The 18,936-nt window shown below is 41.9% G+C and carries 19 protein-coding genes; 7 read left to right on the top strand and 12 right to left on the bottom strand.

The window, feature by feature from the left end:
* Positions 1-74: 74 nt before the first annotated feature.
* The 3 genes from ABMQ40_RS07355 to ABMQ40_RS07365 all read left to right on the top strand — a co-directional run bounded on the left by ABMQ40_RS07355 (position 75) and on the right by ABMQ40_RS07365 (position 2,839).
* Entirely contained in the window at positions 75-1,103 is a 1,029-nt protein-coding gene (locus ABMQ40_RS07355) for a hemin-degrading factor (RefSeq protein ID WP_370898079.1), read from the top strand.
* A 149-nt stretch (positions 1,104-1,252) separates the two neighbouring features.
* Positions 1,253-2,128, top strand: coding sequence for a ChaN family lipoprotein (locus tag ABMQ40_RS07360; protein WP_370898081.1), 876 nt, complete (start codon positions 1,253-1,255; stop codon positions 2,126-2,128).
* Between the two features lie 93 nt (positions 2,129-2,221).
* Complete coding sequence (locus ABMQ40_RS07365) at positions 2,222-2,839, top strand: peptide deformylase (RefSeq protein ID WP_370898083.1); 618 nt, start codon at positions 2,222-2,224, stop codon at positions 2,837-2,839.
* A gap of 34 nt (positions 2,840-2,873) precedes the next feature.
* Here ABMQ40_RS07365 and lipB read toward each other — a convergent pair whose 3' ends face one another.
* The 10 genes from lipB to ABMQ40_RS07415 form a co-directional block, all read right to left on the bottom strand.
* A complete protein-coding gene (gene lipB, locus ABMQ40_RS07370; RefSeq protein WP_370898085.1) occupies positions 2,874-3,602 on the bottom strand; it encodes a lipoyl(octanoyl) transferase LipB in 729 nt (242 codons plus the stop codon).
* Between the two features lie 5 nt (positions 3,603-3,607).
* Positions 3,608-4,369 (bottom strand): tryptophan synthase subunit alpha, encoded by a 762-nt coding sequence (gene trpA, locus ABMQ40_RS07375; protein WP_370898087.1) that lies wholly within the window; start codon positions 4,367-4,369, stop codon positions 3,608-3,610.
* Positions 4,370-4,422: 53 nt separating this feature from the next.
* Positions 4,423-5,607, bottom strand: coding sequence for a tryptophan synthase subunit beta (trpB, locus tag ABMQ40_RS07380; RefSeq protein ID WP_370898089.1), 1,185 nt, complete (start codon positions 5,605-5,607; stop codon positions 4,423-4,425).
* A 98-nt stretch (positions 5,608-5,705) separates the two neighbouring features.
* Positions 5,706-6,410 carry a phosphoribosylanthranilate isomerase gene (locus tag ABMQ40_RS07385; protein ID WP_370898091.1) on the bottom strand — a complete coding sequence of 235 codons (705 nt, stop codon included), beginning with the start codon at positions 6,408-6,410 and terminating at the stop codon, positions 5,706-5,708.
* 10 nt (positions 6,411-6,420) lie between these two features.
* Positions 6,421-7,203: an indole-3-glycerol phosphate synthase TrpC gene (trpC, locus tag ABMQ40_RS07390; RefSeq protein WP_370898093.1), complete on the bottom strand. Its 783-nt coding sequence runs from the start codon at positions 7,201-7,203 to the stop codon at positions 6,421-6,423.
* A gap of 110 nt (positions 7,204-7,313) precedes the next feature.
* A complete protein-coding gene (gene trpD / locus ABMQ40_RS07395; RefSeq protein ID WP_370898095.1) occupies positions 7,314-8,303 on the bottom strand; it encodes an anthranilate phosphoribosyltransferase in 990 nt (329 codons plus the stop codon).
* Between the two features lie 38 nt (positions 8,304-8,341).
* Positions 8,342-8,956 carry an anthranilate synthase component II gene (locus ABMQ40_RS07400; RefSeq protein WP_370898097.1) on the bottom strand — a complete coding sequence of 205 codons (615 nt, stop codon included), beginning with the start codon at positions 8,954-8,956 and terminating at the stop codon, positions 8,342-8,344.
* 23 nt (positions 8,957-8,979) lie between these two features.
* On the bottom strand, positions 8,980-10,401 hold the full coding sequence (locus ABMQ40_RS07405; RefSeq protein WP_370898099.1) for an anthranilate synthase component I family protein: 1,422 nt from the start codon (positions 10,399-10,401) through the stop codon (positions 8,980-8,982).
* Between the two features lie 255 nt (positions 10,402-10,656).
* Entirely contained in the window at positions 10,657-10,872 is a 216-nt protein-coding gene (locus ABMQ40_RS07410; protein ID WP_370898101.1) for a hypothetical protein, read from the bottom strand.
* Between the two features lie 137 nt (positions 10,873-11,009).
* A complete protein-coding gene (locus ABMQ40_RS07415; protein ID WP_370898103.1) occupies positions 11,010-11,291 on the bottom strand; it encodes a hypothetical protein in 282 nt (93 codons plus the stop codon).
* Positions 11,292-11,419: 128 nt separating this feature from the next.
* Between ABMQ40_RS07415 and ABMQ40_RS07420 the strand changes: the two genes are divergently transcribed.
* The 3 genes from ABMQ40_RS07420 (at position 11,420) to lysS (ending at position 14,171) form a co-directional block, all read left to right on the top strand.
* On the top strand, positions 11,420-11,647 hold the full coding sequence (locus ABMQ40_RS07420) for a hypothetical protein (protein WP_370898105.1): 228 nt from the start codon (positions 11,420-11,422) through the stop codon (positions 11,645-11,647).
* A complete protein-coding gene (locus tag ABMQ40_RS07425) occupies positions 11,647-12,027 on the top strand; it encodes a c-type cytochrome (protein WP_370898107.1) in 381 nt (126 codons plus the stop codon). The genes ABMQ40_RS07420 and ABMQ40_RS07425 overlap by 1 nt, the downstream gene beginning before the upstream one ends.
* 446 nt (positions 12,028-12,473) lie before the next feature.
* Positions 12,474-14,171, top strand: a complete 1,698-nt coding sequence (gene lysS / locus ABMQ40_RS07430; RefSeq protein WP_370898109.1) for a lysine--tRNA ligase — start codon at positions 12,474-12,476, stop codon at positions 14,169-14,171.
* A 118-nt stretch (positions 14,172-14,289) separates the two neighbouring features.
* On the opposite strand, the gene ABMQ40_RS07435 is transcribed toward lysS, so the two are convergent.
* Both ABMQ40_RS07435 and ABMQ40_RS07440 read right to left on the bottom strand, forming a co-directional pair.
* On the bottom strand, positions 14,290-15,294 hold the full coding sequence (locus tag ABMQ40_RS07435) for a cytochrome d ubiquinol oxidase subunit II (protein WP_370898111.1): 1,005 nt from the start codon (positions 15,292-15,294) through the stop codon (positions 14,290-14,292).
* The gene (locus ABMQ40_RS07440) at positions 15,291-16,634 is read right to left on the bottom strand and encodes a cytochrome ubiquinol oxidase subunit I (RefSeq protein WP_370898112.1); all 1,344 of its coding nucleotides are present in this window, start codon (positions 16,632-16,634) and stop codon (positions 15,291-15,293) included. The genes ABMQ40_RS07435 and ABMQ40_RS07440 overlap by 4 nt, the downstream gene beginning before the upstream one ends.
* A gap of 294 nt (positions 16,635-16,928) precedes the next feature.
* Between ABMQ40_RS07440 and gyrB the strand changes: the two genes are divergently transcribed.
* Entirely contained in the window at positions 16,929-18,863 is a 1,935-nt protein-coding gene (gene gyrB / locus ABMQ40_RS07445) for a DNA topoisomerase (ATP-hydrolyzing) subunit B (RefSeq protein ID WP_370898113.1), read from the top strand.
* The last annotated feature ends 73 nt before the right edge of the window (positions 18,864-18,936 follow it).

Below are 18,936 nucleotides of genomic sequence, written 5' to 3' on the forward strand. Positions count from 1 at the left end.
AAGAATATCAGTAGAGTCCAACAAAGGAAAAAATAAGAAGAATTTATACAGTTTTAACCATAAAAGAATAAATAATGAGCACATTAGTTAATGATCTGAAAGAAAAGTGGGAAGCTTTAAAAGCAGAAAATCCACACCTGAGAATAAGAAATGCTGCGGCACAGCTGGGAGTGAGCGAAGCCGAATTATTGATAACTAATATTGGTGAAGGGGTGACGGTTTTGAAGCCTGAGTTTCAAAATATTTTGACCGAAGCGGAACAGCTGGGAAAGGTAATGGCCCTTACCCGTAATGACGAATGTGTACATGAAAGAAAAGGAATTTACCTGAACGGGGATTTCAGCAGCCCGCATGCGCAGCTTTTTGTAGGAGAAGATATTGACCTCAGAATTTTCCTTAACCATTGGAAGTTTGCCTTTGCCGTAGTGGAAGGTGATAAAAAAAGCCTGCAATTTTTCGGTAAGGACGGGCTGGCACTTCACAAGATTTACCTTACAAAAGACAGCCATGAGCAGGCTTTTGATGCTATTGTTGAAAAATATAGGGCCGAGGAACAGAACCGTACTTTTGATTTTGAGGCTATAGCTCCGAAAGCAGCCGAAAAAGCGGATTCTGAGATTGATGTAGAAGGGTTCCGAAAGGCATGGACCGAGCTGAAAGATACCCATGACTTCTTTATGATGACCAGAAAGTTCGGGGTAAGCAGAACCCAGGCTTTACGGCTGGCTCCGGAGGGCTTTGCCAAAAAGATCGACAATTCCAAAGTAGTTAATGTGCTGGAGGATGCTTCTGAAAAAAATCTTCCGATCATGGTTTTTGTGGGGAACAGGGGAATTATCCAGATCCATACCGGGGAAGTGAAGAAAACCCTTTGGCACCAGCAATGGTTCAATGTAATGGATCCTGATTTTAACCTGCATCTGGATGTAACCAAGATCGAACAGGCATGGATTGTAAAGAAACCTACTGAGGACGGAGAGGTAACGGCAGTGGAGGTCTTTAACAAAGAAGGGGATTTCATCGTTCAGTTCTTCGGAAAAAGGAAGCCGGGAATCCCTGAGCTTCAGGAATGGAAAGATCTTATTGCTAATTTAGAGAAATAAATAGTTAGATGATTTTGAATGAGGCCGTTTTGTTTTGTAATTCAAAACGGCCTTTATTTTAGTGAAAGTATGAATGATCATCAATGGCCGCATATTGGTGACAATCATTTGTACCGTTGGTGTTTTAAACTTATTTTTACAAAATGACAATGACCAAGAATATTTTCATAACGATATTGCTGGTATGCTTTTATTCCCTAAAGGCTCAGGACTTCAGGGCATATCAGTTTTATAACCAGAAAGGCAGGAAGATCGGAACGGATAAGCTGATCAGAGAGCTGGCTGAATACGATGTGGTTTTCTTTGGTGAAAATCATAACAGTTCCATCATTCACTGGCTTCAGCTGAAAGTAACAGAAGCGTTGTATGAAAGGACCGGGGGACAGGTTATTTTAGGAGCGGAGATGTTTGAGAGGGATAACCAGGCCCAGCTCGACCAGTACCTTAATGGGAAAATCGATGCCAGAGCCCTGAAAGATTCTGCACGTCTGTGGAACAATTATACCACCGATTACAAACCTTTGGTAGACTTTGCCAGAAGTAAAAAGCTCAGCTTCATTGCAACGAATATTCCGAGGAGATACGCCTCTCAAACGGCTAAGGAAGGTCTGGAATCCTTAAACAGGCTGAGCGAAAAAGAAAAGGGCTATATGGCAGAATTGCCGATCAGGGTAAGCCTGGAGACACCGGGATATCCTGAAATGAAAGCGATGATGGGAGACCATGCGGAAGGAACCAAAGTGATGAACTTTATCTCGGCACAGGCTACAAAGGATGCAACGATGGCCGAATCTATCCTGAAAAACAGGCAGCCGGGAAAAATTTTCATCCACTACAACGGAAATTATCATACCAAAGAATTTGGAGGGATATACTGGTATATCAGGCAAAAAGATCCGCATATTAAAATGGCAGTGATCTCTGTCTTTGAATCTGAGGATCCGGATCTGAAAATTCCTGATAAGGACTATGTCCCAACAGATTTTAATCTGGTTATTCCGGCGGATATGACGAAGACTTTCTGAAATGTGGGTTACTTAAGCGTATAGTACCGGTTTCAGGATAATGAAGCTACGAAATTCCCGTCAATAATTTATATTTGTTTCAAAAAAAAGAATATGAAGAAAATACCTCTGTTGTTACTCTTTTTCATAAGCCTTATCAATGCCCAGAAACTAACTTCGGATGAGCTTTCCATCATCAACGGAGGAGATATCAATGCTGCTTTGCCGATTTATCAGGTTACCGATGAGCATCAGCATAAAACCCTGCTGAATCTTTCTACGGAAATAGATCCGCTGGATCCCAATACCGTTACCCTGGTGAAAAGGATGAAGCTGTCCCTTCTTTCCACTGCCGGAGGAGTAGGAATTGCAGCGCCACAGGTCGGTATCAACCGGAAAGTGATCTGGGTCCAGCGTTTTGATAAAGACGGGCATCCTCTGGAATATTTTATCAATCCTGTCATTGTCTGGAAATCAGAATTGCAGAATCTTGGGCCGGAAGGAGACCTGTCGATCCCCGAATTCAGGGATCAGTTTTACAGGAGCAAAGTTATTCAATTGGAGTATGCTGATCTAAAGGGCCAGAAATACTCAGAAATCGTGGAGGGATTTACCGCAGTGATTTTCCAGCATGAAATTGACCACCTCTCCGGTATCCTGATTTCGGATAAAAAAGAAAAAGAGAAAAATGATGCGTACCAGAAGGTAGATGCTTTTCAAAAGATAAAATGACCGGGCATAATATCCGAATAAAGGCAGACCGGGATTATTTATCCACCAGTTCGGCACCGAAGACATCTGCGAAATGCCTTCTGATCTTTGTTTTCACCTCTTCCATTTCTTCGACGGTCAGTTCCCTTTCCAGTTCCCTTTTTAATGAGGTTACCTGTTTATCTTTGATGCCGCAGGGAATGATGTATTCAAAGTAACGCATATCCGTATTGACATTCAAGGCAAAACCATGCAAGGTTACCCAGCGGGAAGCTTTTACACCCATAGCGCAGATTTTTCTGGCATAAGGCTTTCCGACATCCAGCCATACGCCCGTTTCACCCTTTGAACGTTCGCCCTTCAATCCGAAGTCACCTATGGTCCTGATGATGACCTCTTCAAGGTTTCGCATATATAGATGGATGTCCGTAAAGAAATTTTCAAGGTCCAGGATCGGGTAGCCGACAATCTGCCCGTAACCGTGATAGGTAATGTCTCCACCCCGGTTGGTTTTTACAAAAGTAGCATCAATTTCCTTTAATTGATCAATTCCTGCCAGCATATTTTCCTCGTGGCCGCTTTTACCTAAAGTGTAGACATGAGGGTGTTCTACAAAAAGCAGATGGTTCGGAGTGATCCTGTGCTCCTCAGCCGGCAGATCACGGTTCCTGATTTTGGTATCGATAATACCTTTCATCAGCTTTTCCTGATAATCCCAGGCGGACTGATATTCCCTTATGCCTAAATCTTCAAATTCTACTACTTTATTCTGATTTGTATTCATACCCTTTATTGATTGTACAAATTTAGTGAATTTTTACCCTTTATGGAATTGACAAAATCTATGGCATTTTTCTTCCAATCTTTATCCTCCAGAAGAATGTTTACAAAAGCGGTCCCGATAATCCCTCCTGCTGCTTTTTCCGTAACACTTGCAAAGTCCTCTTTCGATTGAATCCCGAAGCCGATCATCACGGGATTCTTAAGCGGCAGAGAGACCAGTCTGGAAAGGTAATCCGTGTTTTTCAGAAGTGCGTTTTTATGGCCTGTGGTAGAGGAGGAACTTACAGCATACAAAAAACCTGAGCTTAATGAATCCAGATACAATATCCTTTCGTCAGAGGTTTCGGGAGTGACCAGAAATGTGAAGTCAAGATTGTATTTCTTTAAAATTTCACGGTAATTTCTTTCAAATTCAAAAGGAGGAAGATCAGGAATGATCAGTCCTGATACTGCTGTTTCCGAGCATGCCTTGCAAAAATTTTCAAAACCGAAGCTTAAAACAGGATTGATATATCCCATAAGGATGACAGGGATTTTAATTTCGTTTTTAACAGATCTTAATTGCGCGAACAGCTTTTCCATTGTCATTCCGTTTTTCAGGGCCTGTTCATGGGCTTTCTGAATCACGGGGCCGTCAGCTACGGGATCTGAATAAGGCATTCCGATCTCTATCATATTAGCACCTGAGTCCTGAATTAATTTTATAATCTCTGTTGTATTTTCCAGTTGTGGGATGCCTGCCGTAAAATATATGTTAAGTAATTTCATTTATTTAAAGATTAAAAAATTAAAGCGAAAAGAAATAAGGTGAGAAATCAAACTTATAACTCATAATTATTCAAATACGTTTCCATATCCTTATCTCCGCGTCCGCTGAGGCAAATGACAACAATATCTTTTTCACTGAAGCTTCTTTGGTCTAAGACCGCCAATGCATGTGCGCTTTCCAGGGCGGGAATGATTCCTTCTGATCTTGTCAGTTCAAAAGCGGCTTTCAGAGCTTCGTCATCATTAACGCTCAAAAACTCTGCGCGCTTCTTTTTAAACAGATTGGCATGGAAAGGCCCGATTCCGGGATAATCTAATCCTGCGGAGATGGAATAGGGCTCTATTACCTGACCGTCGGGGGTCTGCATCACCAGGCTTTTGCTGCCATGCAGAACACCTAAAGTTCCGAGAAAGGTAGTGGCTGCCGACTTCCCCGAATCTATTCCCGAGCCTCCTGCTTCGGCAGCAATGATCTTTACATTTTCCTCGTCCACAAAGTGGTAAAAGGTTCCTGCCGCATTGCTTCCGCCTCCTACACAGGCAACGATATAGTCGGGGTTTTCCCTTCCGGTCTGTTCATAAAGCTGCTCTTTGATCTCCTTTGAGATCACACTCTGGAATCTGGCTACCAGATCAGGAAAAGGATGCGGGCCCACCACACTTCCGATAACATAATGGGTGGTAACCGAGTTGTTGATCCAGTCCCTTAAGGCTTCGTTCACTGCGTCCTTCAGGGTTTTTGAGCCTGAAGCTGCCGCAACTACTTTTGCGCCAAGCATTTTCATTCTGGCTACATTCGGAGCTTGCCGGCGGATATCAACCTCTCCCATGTAGACGATACATTCCAGGCCGAGCAGGGCACAGGCCGTAGCGGTGGCCACGCCATGTTGCCCGGCCCCTGTTTCGGCAATGATCCGTGTTTTCCCCAGGCGCTTTGCCAGTAAGACCTGTCCTAAAGCATTATTAATTTTATGGGCGCCCGTATGGTTGAGATCTTCTCTTTTCAGATAAATACGGGTCCCGTATCTATGGCTCAGGTTTTTCGCATGATAAAGCGGAGTGGCCCGCCCCACATAATTTTTCAGCAGGTACCGATATTCTTTCTGAAAATCTTCAGATTCTATGATTGAAAGGTAATTCTTTTGCAGTTCTTCTACATTCGGATATAGCATTTCGGGGATGAAAGCTCCTCCGAACTCTCCGTAATATCCATGTTTATCAGGGTTTTTATAATTCATTTTTTGTGTAGTTTATAGTTAAGAAAGAGTCAGGCCCTCCGTGATTTTATTCCGTTCCATGATGCAATGTCCATATTTCAGTATGCTTCTGTCCCTTATCAAACCCATCGGGGTTTTTGATCAGATGATTCACATTGATGTATTTTAGATTTCAGTTGTTGTATTTTGGGAATATCTTTATTCCCCGGTTCAGTTTCAAATCTGGAGTTAATGTCTATGGCAAAAGGCTTCCGGTGCAGGATCTGTATGTTTTCAATATTTTCTTCTGAAATTCCGCCACTTAAAAAATAGGGTAAAGGAATTTCAAAGCCGTTTAAAACATTCCAGTCAAACTGTTTCCCTGTTCCGCCATAATTGCTGCTATCGGTATCGAATAAGATATAATCCGCGGTATTGCTGGAAGGACCGGGTAGATAATCTTTAAGTGATATTTCATGGCTTCCTATTCTGAGAGTTTTAATGACTTGTATTTCTGGAGCCAGCTTTTCTCTTAATCCTGAAATGAAGCTTTCATTTTCATCCCCATGCAGCTGTATGAAATTCAGGCCGGCCTTTTCAGCTGTCTGTAGGATATTCTCTGTTTTTTCATTGACAAAGACGCCAACTTTTCCCCTGTGGGATATCTGCGAAATATCGGCGAGACTCATATGATTTAAAACATATCTGGGCGATTTCCCATAAAAGATAAATCCTAGAAAATCTGTATTCATGAGTATCAGTTCATGGATCTGGCCAGGCTTTGTCAGTCCGCATACTTTGAGCTTCAACGGTGGCTCTATTGCTGAAATATCAGATTTGTACATCTTGCATTCTTTAGTGCTGTAAAGCTGTTTTAATAACATCTTCAAAGGCTTTAGCCGGGTCTTCCTGCTTCATAAAATATTCTCCCATCAGAAACCCGTCAAATCCTTTATCCTTTAAATAACAAAAATCCTCAATACTGTAGATTCCGCTTTCTGCAACGGTAAGGGCATTGGCCGGAAGCAGACTTTTCAGCCGGGCGGAATGGTGTAAATCTACCCTGAAATCCTTTAAATTCCTGTTGTTGATCCCAACCATGTCAATTTCCGGATTATAATGCTTCAGTTCCTCTTCCGTATGGATCTCCAGCAATACTTCAAGTCCCAGCTCATGAGAAAGCTCTGTAAATTCACGGACCTGGGCAGGAGAAAGGCAGGCAGCAATCAGCAGAACGGCATCCGCTCCTATGCTCTTGGCTTCATAAAACTGATATTCCCCGATCATGAAATCTTTCCGAAGGACCGGAATACCGATATGATCCCTTACCTGTATGATATCATCAATGCTTCCCCCGAAAAAATCCTTATCGGTAAGAATGGAAACTCCGCTTGCGCCAAAATGCTCATAAGCTGACGTTATGTACAGAGGCGAGGCTTTATCATTGATGATTCCCTTGGAAGGGGATTGTCTTTTAAACTCGGCAATGATTCCGTTCCGGTTTTTAATGGATTCTTTTAAGGAAAAAATCTTTCGTCTGAAAAATCCGGAATCTGTTAGTTTTTCAACCGGAATTTGGGAACTGCGGGCCATTATTTCCTCTTTTTTATTCTCTATGATTTTGTCCAGTATTGTCATTGTATTTTTTTATTTGGTAAAGTTGGGATTGTGGATATGGATGGGATCCGGCAATTGGTCATTTATCTGCAAAATCACAACTCATAATTCATAACTTATAACTCATAATCCTAATGCTCCAGCAGCAATTCCAGGCTTTTCAGTGCCTTTCCGCTTTTTAAGCTTTCTTCCGCCAGCAGGAGGCAGTCATGATAGCTTCCGAACTTGTGCGTATGGTAAAGGGCTACGGAAGCATTGGCCAGAACTACGGAATTTTGCTGTTTTGTACCTTTGCCCTGTAAAATATCCCTGAATATTTTAGCTGTTTCCTGGGAAGTTTCTCCAGCTTTCAGGCTTTCCTGACTTACCGAATCAAAACCGAGGTCCTCCGTTGAATAAATCTCCTCTCCGTCCCTGGTGATGATTTTGGTGTCATGGGTAAGGCTGATCTCATCATATCCGTCCATACTGTGAACCAGAATAAAATCCCTTTGATCCTTTTGTAAAAGATACTGATAGATCCTGGCGATTTCCAGATTGTAAACCCCGATCATGGAAAACCGGGGCTTAACAGGGTTTACCAGCGGGCCGAGCAGATTGAAAAACGTTCTCAGCCCCAAAGCCCTTCGTAATGTGCCCACGGACTGGAGCGCAGGATGAAAGTAGGGGGCATGTAGAAAGCATATATTGGCTTTTTCCAGGCTTTTATTCAGCTTATCCGAATCACTGTTAAGATGATATCCCAGTTCTTCCAGGACGTTTGACGATCCGGTAACGGTGGAAGCTCCGTAATTTCCGTGCTTGATCACTTTCTGTCCCGCCCCGGCCACCACAAAGCCGGCCAAAGTGGAAATATTAATGGTGTTTTTCCCGTCGCCGCCTGTTCCTACAATGTCCATAGCATCCGAAGCATCCAGGGCCACGTGTATGGCCATCTGAAGAAGGGCTTCTCTGAAGCCTTCAAGCTCCTTTAATGTAATATTACGCATCAGGAAAACACTGGTAAAAGCGGTTACTTCTATAGCACTGAACTTATTTTGTGCAATTTCAATCATGATGGCTTTTGCCTCGGATTTGGACAGGGTATGATGATTGAAAAGGTATTGCAGGATTTCTTTCATTTGTGTGGATTTTACGGTTGAGGAAAGTTGGGTTATATTCAATTTAAAAGGAAATTTTTGATGATAACTTCTCCGTCGGGCGTTAAAATGCTTTCCGGATGAAACTGAACGCCGTGTACATCATATCTTTTATGTTGCAGGGCCATGATCATTCCGTTTTCGTCTACGGCGGTGATCTCGAGTTCTTCAGGGAACCCTTCAGGATTTACGACCCAGCTGTGATATCTTCCTACCTCCAATCCGGAAGAAAGATTTTTGAACAGCCTGGTGCCGTCCTTCACCAGCCTGGCAGAGGTAGCTACACCGTGGAAAATTTCAGAAAGATTGATCAGGCTTCCGCCAAATGCTTCCGCGATGGCCTGCTGGCCGAGACAAACTCCCAGAATACTTTTGGTGGGGGCATATTCTCTGATCAGGTCCAGCAAAATACCTGCTTCCTCAGGAATCCCGGGACCGGGAGACAAAATTATTTTGTCGTATTTCCCGACTTCTTCTAAAGTGATTTTATCATTTCTCACTACATCCACTCTCTCGTTTAATATCTTTTCTACGATCTGAACGAGATTATAGGTGAAACTGTCATAATTGTCAAAGACCAGAACCCTGGTTCCGGCATTGGAGTTATTGGCTTTATATTCTTTTTTATCGCTCATTTCCTTGTATTTCAGATTATTGATTAATAGCTGATTTTTGCAGCTTTTTCCACTGCTTTCTTTAGTGCATTCAGTTTATTATTGACCTCCTCCAGTTCCTTTTCAGGCACCGAGTTGGCCACCAGACCTGCTCCGGCCTGATAATACAGGGTGTTGTTTTTGCTCAGGAATGTTCTGATCATAATGGCCTGGTTACAGTTCCCGTTCAGACCGATAATCCCGATACAGCCCCCGTAGTAGCCGCGCGAATCTTTTTCATATTTATTGATAAGCTGAAGAGCCTTATGTTTCGGAGCCCCGCTTAAGGTACCCTGCGGGAAAGTTGCCGAGATTGCTTCAAAAGGATTGGTTTTTTCCGGTAAATCAGCAGTAACTTCACTGACCATGTGGATCACATGGGAAAAAAGCTGTATTTCCTTTAAACGGGTAACCGTTACATTCTTTCCAAGCTTTCCCAGATCATTCCTTGCCAGATCTACAAGCATCGTATGCTCGGCGTTTTCTTTGGGGTCATTCTTCAATGCCTCAATAGATTGCAGATCTATATCAAAATGGCCCGTTCTTTTAAATGTTCCGGCAATAGGGTGGATGATCGCCTTATTGTTTTTTATGATCAGCTGGCTTTCCGGGCTTGATCCGAATAATTTGTAGTTGCCATAATCAAAAAAGAATAAATAGGGCGAAGGATTGATATTTCTGAGGGCCCGGTAAACATTGAACTCATCACCCAGAAATTTCTGCTCGAATCTTCTGCTCAGGACCAGCTGAAACACATCACCTCTCAGGCAATGCTTCCGGGCTGTCTGTACCAGCTCCGTATATTCCCGATCCGTTAGGTTTGAAGTTTCCTGACCTGATTTTTCAAAAGGATAAATCACTGCATTCTGGTTTCTGATCAGGCTTTCCAGTAAATAAAGTTCAGATTTTACATGGTCAATCTGGTTTTCAATGATGTACATCTCATCATTATAATGGTTGATTGCAATCACATACTGATAAAGTCTGTAGCGGAGAACGGGAATTTCCACTTCGGGGCTTTGGGCTTTGAAAGCTACATTTTCGAAAAACTGTACAGCCTCAAAGCTTGTATACCCGAACAGGCTCTGTGCCGTTTCTTCAACGGGGTCATTGGCTTTTTCGCACTCAAAAATATCGCAGAACTGCCTGAAAACTTCTGTGATATTATGATCGATGATGAACTGTTTGATAGGTTCTTTTGTGGGGAGTTTTATTTCAAACTCGTTCAGGTTTTTGATTTCGATTCCTGCAACGGCATTAATGGCAATAAAGGAAAAATTATTGTCAATATTCCTGGAATCGGAGCTTTCGAGCAGGATGGTATCCCTGAACTTGTCCCGCATCCGGAGGTAGATGTTCATCGGAGTCTGAAGATCTCCCAGCATTTTTTTTGAAACAGTTTTTATTTTAATTTTTTTATTGAACATTTGTCGTTTTGTTTTGATATGAATTTAATAAAAAAAGACTTCAACGGCGTCCGTCAAAGTCTTTATATAGCTTTTCTTTTATTCGTTATAATTCAACAATAGGATTTCAGCTCAGACCCGACGAAGAGTTTGAAAGCCACCACCACATATTGTTGTTGTTTTTTAGCATGGCACAAATGTAAATAATTTTTTAATATAAAAAAGTAAAACAGGAAAAAATAAAAAAACTTAATTCCGGGTATCCTGTCACATCCCTTATTTTCTCATATTTTGTAATTCCTGAAGCCTGATCCTGTATTCCTGATCGTCGTAAACCTTCAGATAATCTTGTAGCGCTGAAATATATTCTTCTACAAATTCAGGATTCGAGGGATCAGCTTCATATTTGATCTTTGCTGCATTCACCGGAGCCTGCAATTCGTATTTCCTAAGAGCCTTTCCTTCTTCTGACTGATAATAAAGGATGACCATGTTCTTTTCATACCCCGGAATATACTTTACGGGAAAAGGCTCACCCGACCGGGGGATTCTGATGGCATTTTCTATAGGATAAATCGCGGCTGTTGTGGTAGAAAAGAAAGTAGAAACGTAGCTGCCGTCCTGTTTCCTTACGATAGCCTCATAATCATGGATATAGGGTCATTCAGAGTGGAGCTGGTCTCAATATCGGAGGTAATGATGGCTGTACCTTCAATTCCGTATTTATTTAAAAACCAGGCGTTAAAAAACTGTCCTCCAATTCCGTTCAAAATAGCTAAAGGAAGAGCAGGTAATACGGTCCACCATTTTTTGGTCAGAGCGAAAAGTAAACCAAAGAATAAAGCCAGAATGATTGCCGTATAAAAGCCATGATGGCTTGTAAAAAATAATATTTTTGAAATGAGAATCATAGGAATTTGATTTTGCTAAATATAATAATTATGCCTGAAGCCATATAAAATATCATGAAAGTGAATGTTTTTTCATGAGCCCGAACGTTTATTTTTTATATTTTTGCCTAAATAATTATAGAAAGATAATGAAAAAAGTATTAGCAATCGCATTTATCGGAAGTTTATTGGTTGTAAACTGTACTAAAAAACCAGATCATTCATTACAAGACAGCAATACGATGCTGGAAGAACCGGAAGCTCCTACTGTAGTGGATTCTGCAAATAAGAAAACAGAAAAGCCTGAGGCAGATGTGAATGCCGCGGTATCAGTTCCTTCAGAAGCCTCTAAAACAGATTCTATTTCCAAGAAATAATGAAAAAGCTGTTTCTTACAGGATGTCTGGGAGTACTTTTTTTCTCCTGTTCCAAACAAGAAAGTACGCCGGTTGCCACTACATCTTCTGAAACCGCTGCTACATCTTCTGAGCCTGCAAAAAGCAATCTTTCGGGCGAGCGGATCATTGAAACACAGGATTGCACGGCCTGCCATTCCGTTAATGAAAGGCTGATAGGTCCTTCTTATCAGGAAATAGCGGAGAAATATTCTGAGAAAGATGTGGAAATGCTGGCCTCCAAGATTATAGAAGGCGGAAGCGGAGTTTGGGGAGGAGTGCCTATGTCTGCACACCCTCAGGTATCCAAGGAAGATGCTAAGAAGATGGTAGAATATATTTTAACTTTAAAGAAGAAATAATTCTGAATCGTAAATATGAGGCTGTCTCAAAAGCACCCCCTCTCTCGGACTCCTGTCTGACAACTTTTGTCATTTAAGAGATTCTCAGAGCGTTAATTTACCTTTTGAGACAGCCTCTTTTCAATGGCGGATTCCCAAAAGCTTGATGCATACCGGAATGAGCCCGAAGGAAATGACCATGAAAACAGCAACCCGAACATAGTTGAGCTTGCCAGCGTAAGATCTTATTGATTAAATCCGCCGATAATGGCTCTGTCTCCGCTGTTTTTTGAACTATAATGTTCGGGGCAAGAATGCCGGGATCAATGTTTTTATTGAACAAAAGCTTTCCTTATCAGATTTTTATCCTGAATAATTGTTTGAACACTAAGGAATTATTAATTTATTTTTTCATCAAAGATTTTATAAATTATCACTAAATTTGTACGCTTTTAGAAAAATAAGAAATGCAATTATCAGAACAAGAACTAATTAGAAGAGAAAAGCTTAATAAGCTCGTTGAAGTGGGGATCAATGCATTCCCGGCAGATGAATATAAAATTACAGATACTACAGAATCTATAAAGCAGAATTTCGCTGATAATAAGAAGGTTAAGATTGCAGGTAGGTTAATGTCAAGAAGAATCCAGGGAAAGGCTTCTTTTGCTGAATTGCAGGATTCTAAAGGCAAGATCCAGATATATTTTAACAGGGACGAGATCTGTCCGGGTGAGGATAAGACCTTATATAATGAAATATACAAACACCTTCTGGACATAGGAGATATCATAGGCGTTGAAGGAGAGTTGTTTAAAACCCAGGTAGGGGAGATGACCGTAATGGTAAAGAATTTCACTCTTCTTACCAAATCCTTAAGGCCGCTTCCTCAGGCTAAAACCGATGAAAACGGAGTGGTTCACGACGCCTTCAATGATCCGGAGCTCAGATACAGACAACGTTATGTGGATTTAATTGTAAATCCGGGCGTAAAAGAAGTTTTCGTAAAAAGAACGAAGCTGTTCAACGCCATGAGAAACTTTTTCAATGAGGCAGGATATTTTGAGGTGGAAACTCCGGTTTTACAGTCCATCCCGGGAGGGGCTGCGGCAAGACCGTTCATTACACATCACAATGCCCTGGACATCCCATTGTATTTAAGGATCGCTAACGAGCTATATTTAAAAAGACTGATCGTTGGAGGTTTTGATGGTGTTTATGAATTCTCTAAAAACTTCAGGAATGAAGGAATGGACAGAACCCATAATCCTGAATTTACCGTAATGGAAATCTATGTAGCCTATAAAGACTACAACTGGATGATGAATTTTACGGAGCAATTGTTGGAACACTGCGCAATTCAGGTAAATGGAACAACGAAAGTGAAGTTCGGGGAACATGAGATTGATTTCAAAGCTCCTTTTGAAAGAATTTCAATGACGGATGCCATTAAGAAATTTACAGGTTTTGATATTACAGGCAAAACAGAGCAGGAATTATATGACTTTGCAAAGTCCATAGGCATAGAAGTCAATGAAACCATGGGTAAAGGAAAGCTTATCGACGAGATTTTCGGGGAAAAATGTGAAGGAAACTTCATTCAGCCTACTTTCATTACAGATTATCCGATCGAAATGTCACCTCTGACTAAAAAACACAGAAGCAAAGAAGGCCTGACAGAGCGTTTTGAATTGATGGTTTGCGGAAAAGAAGTTGCCAATGCCTATTCGGAGCTTAATGACCCGATCGACCAGAGAGAGCGTTTTGAAGAACAGCTGAAACTTTCAGAAAAAGGAGATGATGAGGCGATGTTCATTGATCAGGATTTCCTGAGAGCACTGGAATACGGGATGCCTCCGACATCAGGCTTAGGGATCGGAATGGACAGACTGACTATGTTCCTGACCAATAACGCCTCTATACAGGAAGTGTTGTTCTTCCCGCAAATGCGTCCTGAAAAAACAACGCCACAGGTAGAATTAGGGGAAGATGAAAAGGTGATCCTTGAGATCCTGAATTCCCAGGAAGAGCCGTTTGCCCTGGCTGAAGTAAAGGAAAGAAGCCAGCTTTCCGGAAAAAAATGGGATAAGGCTTCAAAAAACCTGACCAAAAATAATCTGGTGAAAGTAGAAAAGATTGATGAGAATCTTTTGATGAAGCTGGTTTAATCATGTTGATCAGGATTTAAGATCAACAGGAAAATATATCTCAGACAGATTTAACACAATAAAACAATCCTCCGTAGATAAGCAAACGGAGGATTTTTTATTTGAATAGCATCAGATACTATCGCCTTTGCTTGCTGAATGAGGCCATCAGGTAAAAAAGAAACGGTAAAATAAAGACGGAACCCAAAATTAAAGCCCATCCCAATGCGGAAATGGTCTTGGGAGCGTCTATATGCTCCAGTAAGGAAAGGTGTTGTCCGTTTCCAAGCAGGATAATATCCGGATTATGCTGATAGGTGGCTGCTACCAGGATCATCACTACCTGAAAGCCCGCCAAAACGCGTACCGGTAAAAGTTTTCTTTCTTTCATACAGTAAAAGATCAATCCAAGGGCAATCGTAGCGAAAGTGATGGCAATGATCCCAAGAGGTTTCGAGAAAACCCACATGAGAAGAGGAATATCGGAAATATAGGCAGTGAAGAAAACCAGGATCCCCGTAATCACTACAAAGACCATGGTCTGTTTGGATTTTCTGATCATCAGATTTAATTCAAGCCTGTCAACTGTTTCCCTCAGAGCAAATATGGAGGCCAGATAAGCACAGATGGAAATGGTGAATAAGCCCACAGCTATCCCAAACCAGTTCAGCCAGCTGAAAATATAAAGGTCTAAAAAGCCTGTCGCATCCGGATTGATAGAATGAGAAACCGTAGCGGCAGCGATCAGGCCCAGGAAAAACGGGGTAAGGAGGCTGGAAAAATAAAAGATCTGTGTATATACCACCTGCCAGTTGTCCCGCACGGCATCATAATGTCTGAATGTGAAGGCTGTTCCTCTCGCAATAATTCCCAGAAGCATCAAGACCAGCGGAATATGGAGATAGGTGGATAATGTGGTATAGATTTCCGGAAACCCTACAAAAAGAATAACGATGGCAATAATCAGCCACATGTGATTGGCTTCCCATACCGGAGCAATAGACTCGTACATGATCGCCTGTGTTTTAGGGCGTGCTTTTTTGCGGGTGAAGAGTTCTACGATACCTGCCCCGAAATCTGCCCCGCCTAAAATAACATACAGGCAAATGGATAACCAGAGGAAACCTATGACAACATAAATCATAACTTTTTGTTTTTATCGTTAAACTGAGGATCTGTAGGGTCATAAAGCTTGGGAACCATCCGCACCTGTCTTCCCAGAAGAAAAATAATGATCATTGACAGGGATATGAAAATAGCGGTGAAAAAATAAAATGAATACTGAATCCCGGGCATCGGGGTTACAGCATCTATCGTTCTCATGATCCCGTAGATGATCCAGGGCTGTCTTCCTACTTCAGTGACCGTCCAGCCGGCTTCCAGGGCAATGTACCCGAAAGGGGTGGCAATCAGGAATGTTTTTAGCAGCCAGGCTTTATCCAGCCAGCTTTTTCTGAAAAACAACGCATATAAATAGATCATCCCGATACCGATCATCACAACCCCGAAGAAAATCATGATCTGAAAAGCATAATGAGTTATGGTTACAGGTGGCCATTCATCTCTCGGAAAATCATTCAGTCCTTTCACTTCAGAATTGAAATCGCCGCTTACCAAAAAGCTTAGCATCTTCGGAATTTTCACTGCGTATTTTACCTCGCCTTTTTCTTCATCCGGAATGCCACCTACAATGAATGCCGCTCCTTTTTCAGTTTCAAAATGAGCTTCCATGGCAGCCAGTTTGATCGGCTGTCTCTGGGCTACGGATTTTGCAGCAATATCACCACTCAGGGGAGCGCCGAATGCACCCAGCAATGCAAAGCCTGCGGCAATTTTAAACGCTTTGGTATGGAATTCCACATTTTTTTTCCTTAATATCAGATAGGCATGCAATCCGGCAACGGCGAATCCCGTGGCGCAAAAGGCAGCCACAACCATATGCAGGGCCTGCGGAAACCAGGCATCATTAAACATTGCCTTTATAGGGTCGATATTTAAATATTGCCCGTTGATATAATCAAAGCCGGCAGGAGAATTCATCCAGGAATTGGCGGCAACCACAAGAATGCCCGATGCCAGCCCGCTTAATCCCACAAGAAAGCCGCAGAACCAATGAAACCACTTGTTGAACCTGTCCCAGCCATAAAGAAAAAAACCGATGGCGATGGCTTCAATAAAAAAAGCCGTCCCTTCGAGGGAAAACGGCATCCCAAATATGGGCCCGGCATGTTTCATGAATTCCGGCCAGAGAAGGCCCAGCTCAAAGGAAAGCATTGTCCCCGAAACGGCACCGGTGGCAAATAATATGGCAACACCTTTACTCCAGGCTTTGGTAAGTCCTTTGTAGATCTCTTTATTGGTTTTTAGATATTTCCAGTGGGCGAAGGCCATAAGAAAAGGCATCACCATGCCTACACATGCAAAGATGATGTGGAAACCCAGTGATACGGCCATTTGTGCACGGGCAGCAATAAAATCATCCATATTTCAACTTTTGAGTAATAAAGTTACGCATAAATTTTTGAGATTTAGCATGATATAAAACAGTAAGATATAACGTAATGTATATTAACTTTACTCCTTTTTGTTTCATTTTTTCATAATTCAGGACTCATTATAAGATGATTTTAAATCTAAAATAAGAGCTGTTATAGCGGCCGGCTGTAGTACCTTTTTTTATGATCAAAACTCTATTTTTGATATATTTTAACTTTCATAAGTCGAAAAAAATCACGATATTTGTGGGTCTTTGCATTGAGCAGGATTTTATAATTTGATATGAGTCAGAAACAATATACAGCTAGTAGTATTCAATCATTAGAAGGGATAGAACACGTACGTTTAAGACCTTCAATGTATATCGGTGATGTTGGGACAAGAGGTCTTCACCATTTGGTTTATGAGGTAGTGGATAACTCAATCGACGAGGCGTTAGCGGGATACTGTGATACGATCTCCGTTACCATTAAAGAAGGAAACGCGATTGAAGTAAGTGATAACGGTAGAGGTATTCCTGTAGATTTCCATGAAAAAGAACAGAAATCCGCCCTTGAGGTAGTAATGACCAAGATCGGGGCCGGAGGTAAGTTCGATAAAGACTCCTATAAAGTTTCAGGAGGTCTTCACGGGGTAGGGGTATCGTGCGTGAATGCCCTTTCTACGGATATGATTACTACCGTATACCGTGACGGACACGTTTACCAGCAGAGATATCAGAAAGGCCGTGCCGTTACCGAGGTAGAGCAGATAGGAGATAGTGACAGAAGAGGTACAAAGCAGTTCTTTCAGCCGGATAGCTCTATCTTTAATGAATTGGTATATAATTATGATACCCTTGCAGCGAGGCTCAGGGAACTGGCCTATCTAAACAGAGGCATTAAGATCACCCTTACCGATGAAAGGAATAAGGATGAGAACGGAACTCCGGTATCCGAAACCTTCCATTCAGAAGGCGGATTGAAAGAGTTTGTAGAATATATTGACGGCAACAGGGAATCTATCATGGAGAATGTGATCTTCATGGAAGGAGAAAGAGATGATATTCCCGTTGAAGTAGCTATGCGCTACAATACCTCGTTCAATGAAAACCTTCATTCTTACGTTAATAACATTAATACCCATGAAGGGGGTACCCACCTGGCGGGTTTCAGACGGGCATTGACGAGAACCTTAAAAAAATATGCGGATGATTTAGGCATTCCTCAGAAAGAAAAGGTGGAAATTACCGGTGATGATTTCCGTGAAGGCTTAACTGCTGTGGTTTCTGTAAAAGTAATGGAACCCCAGTTTGAAGGGCAGACCAAAACAAAATTAGGAAACTCGGAAGTTTCCGGTGCGGTAGACAAGATCGTAGGGGAAATGCTTACCAATTTCCTGGAGGAAAACCCTACTGAAGCTAAACAGATCGTTCAGAAAGTGGTTCTGGCGGCAAAAGCCAGACAAGCGGCCAAAAAAGCCCGTGAGATGGTTCAGAGAAAATCGCCTATGGGCGGTTCCGGACTTCCGGGAAAATTGTCTGACTGTTCATCCAAAGATCCGGCAGAATCTGAGATCTTCCTTGTGGAGGGAGATTCCGCAGGAGGAACGGCTAAGCAGGGAAGAGACAGACATTTCCAGGCCATCCTTCCGCTGAGAGGTAAGATTTTGAATGTGGAAAAATCAATGCTTCATAAGGTATATGATAATGAAGAGATCCGGAATATATACACTGCTCTTGGAGTTTCTGTAGGAACAGAAGAAGACAGCAAGGCACTGAACCTTTCTAAACTGAGATATCATAAGATCGTAATCATGACCGATGCCGATATCGACGGTTCGCACATTTCCACTCTGATCCTAACTTTCTTTTTCAGATATATGAAAGAGCTTATTGAAAACGGATATATTTATATTGCCCAGCCTCCTTTATATTTATTGAAAAAAGGAAACAAGAAAATATATGCCTATAACGAGAAAGAGCGTGAGGAATTTACCCTGGAAATGGCTCCGGACGGAAAAGGCGTAGAAATTCAACGTTATAAAGGTCTTGGGGAAATGAATCCTGAGCAGCTTTGGGAAACCACCCTAAATCCGGAGCACAGGATCCTGAAACAGGTGACCATTGATAATGCGGTGGAAGCCGACAGTATTTTTTCAATGCTGATGGGAGATGAGGTGCCACCGAGAAGAGAATTTATCGAGAAGAATGCAAAATATGCTAAAATTGATGCATAAACAGTTTAAATAAATGACAAAGAGGCTGTCTCAAAAGGACAGTCTTTTTTCTGCTCATGTTTTTTTTAATCCA

The organism is Chryseobacterium gossypii, assembly GCF_041361455.1.
GTDB lineage: Bacteria > Bacteroidota > Bacteroidia > Flavobacteriales > Weeksellaceae > Chryseobacterium > Chryseobacterium gossypii.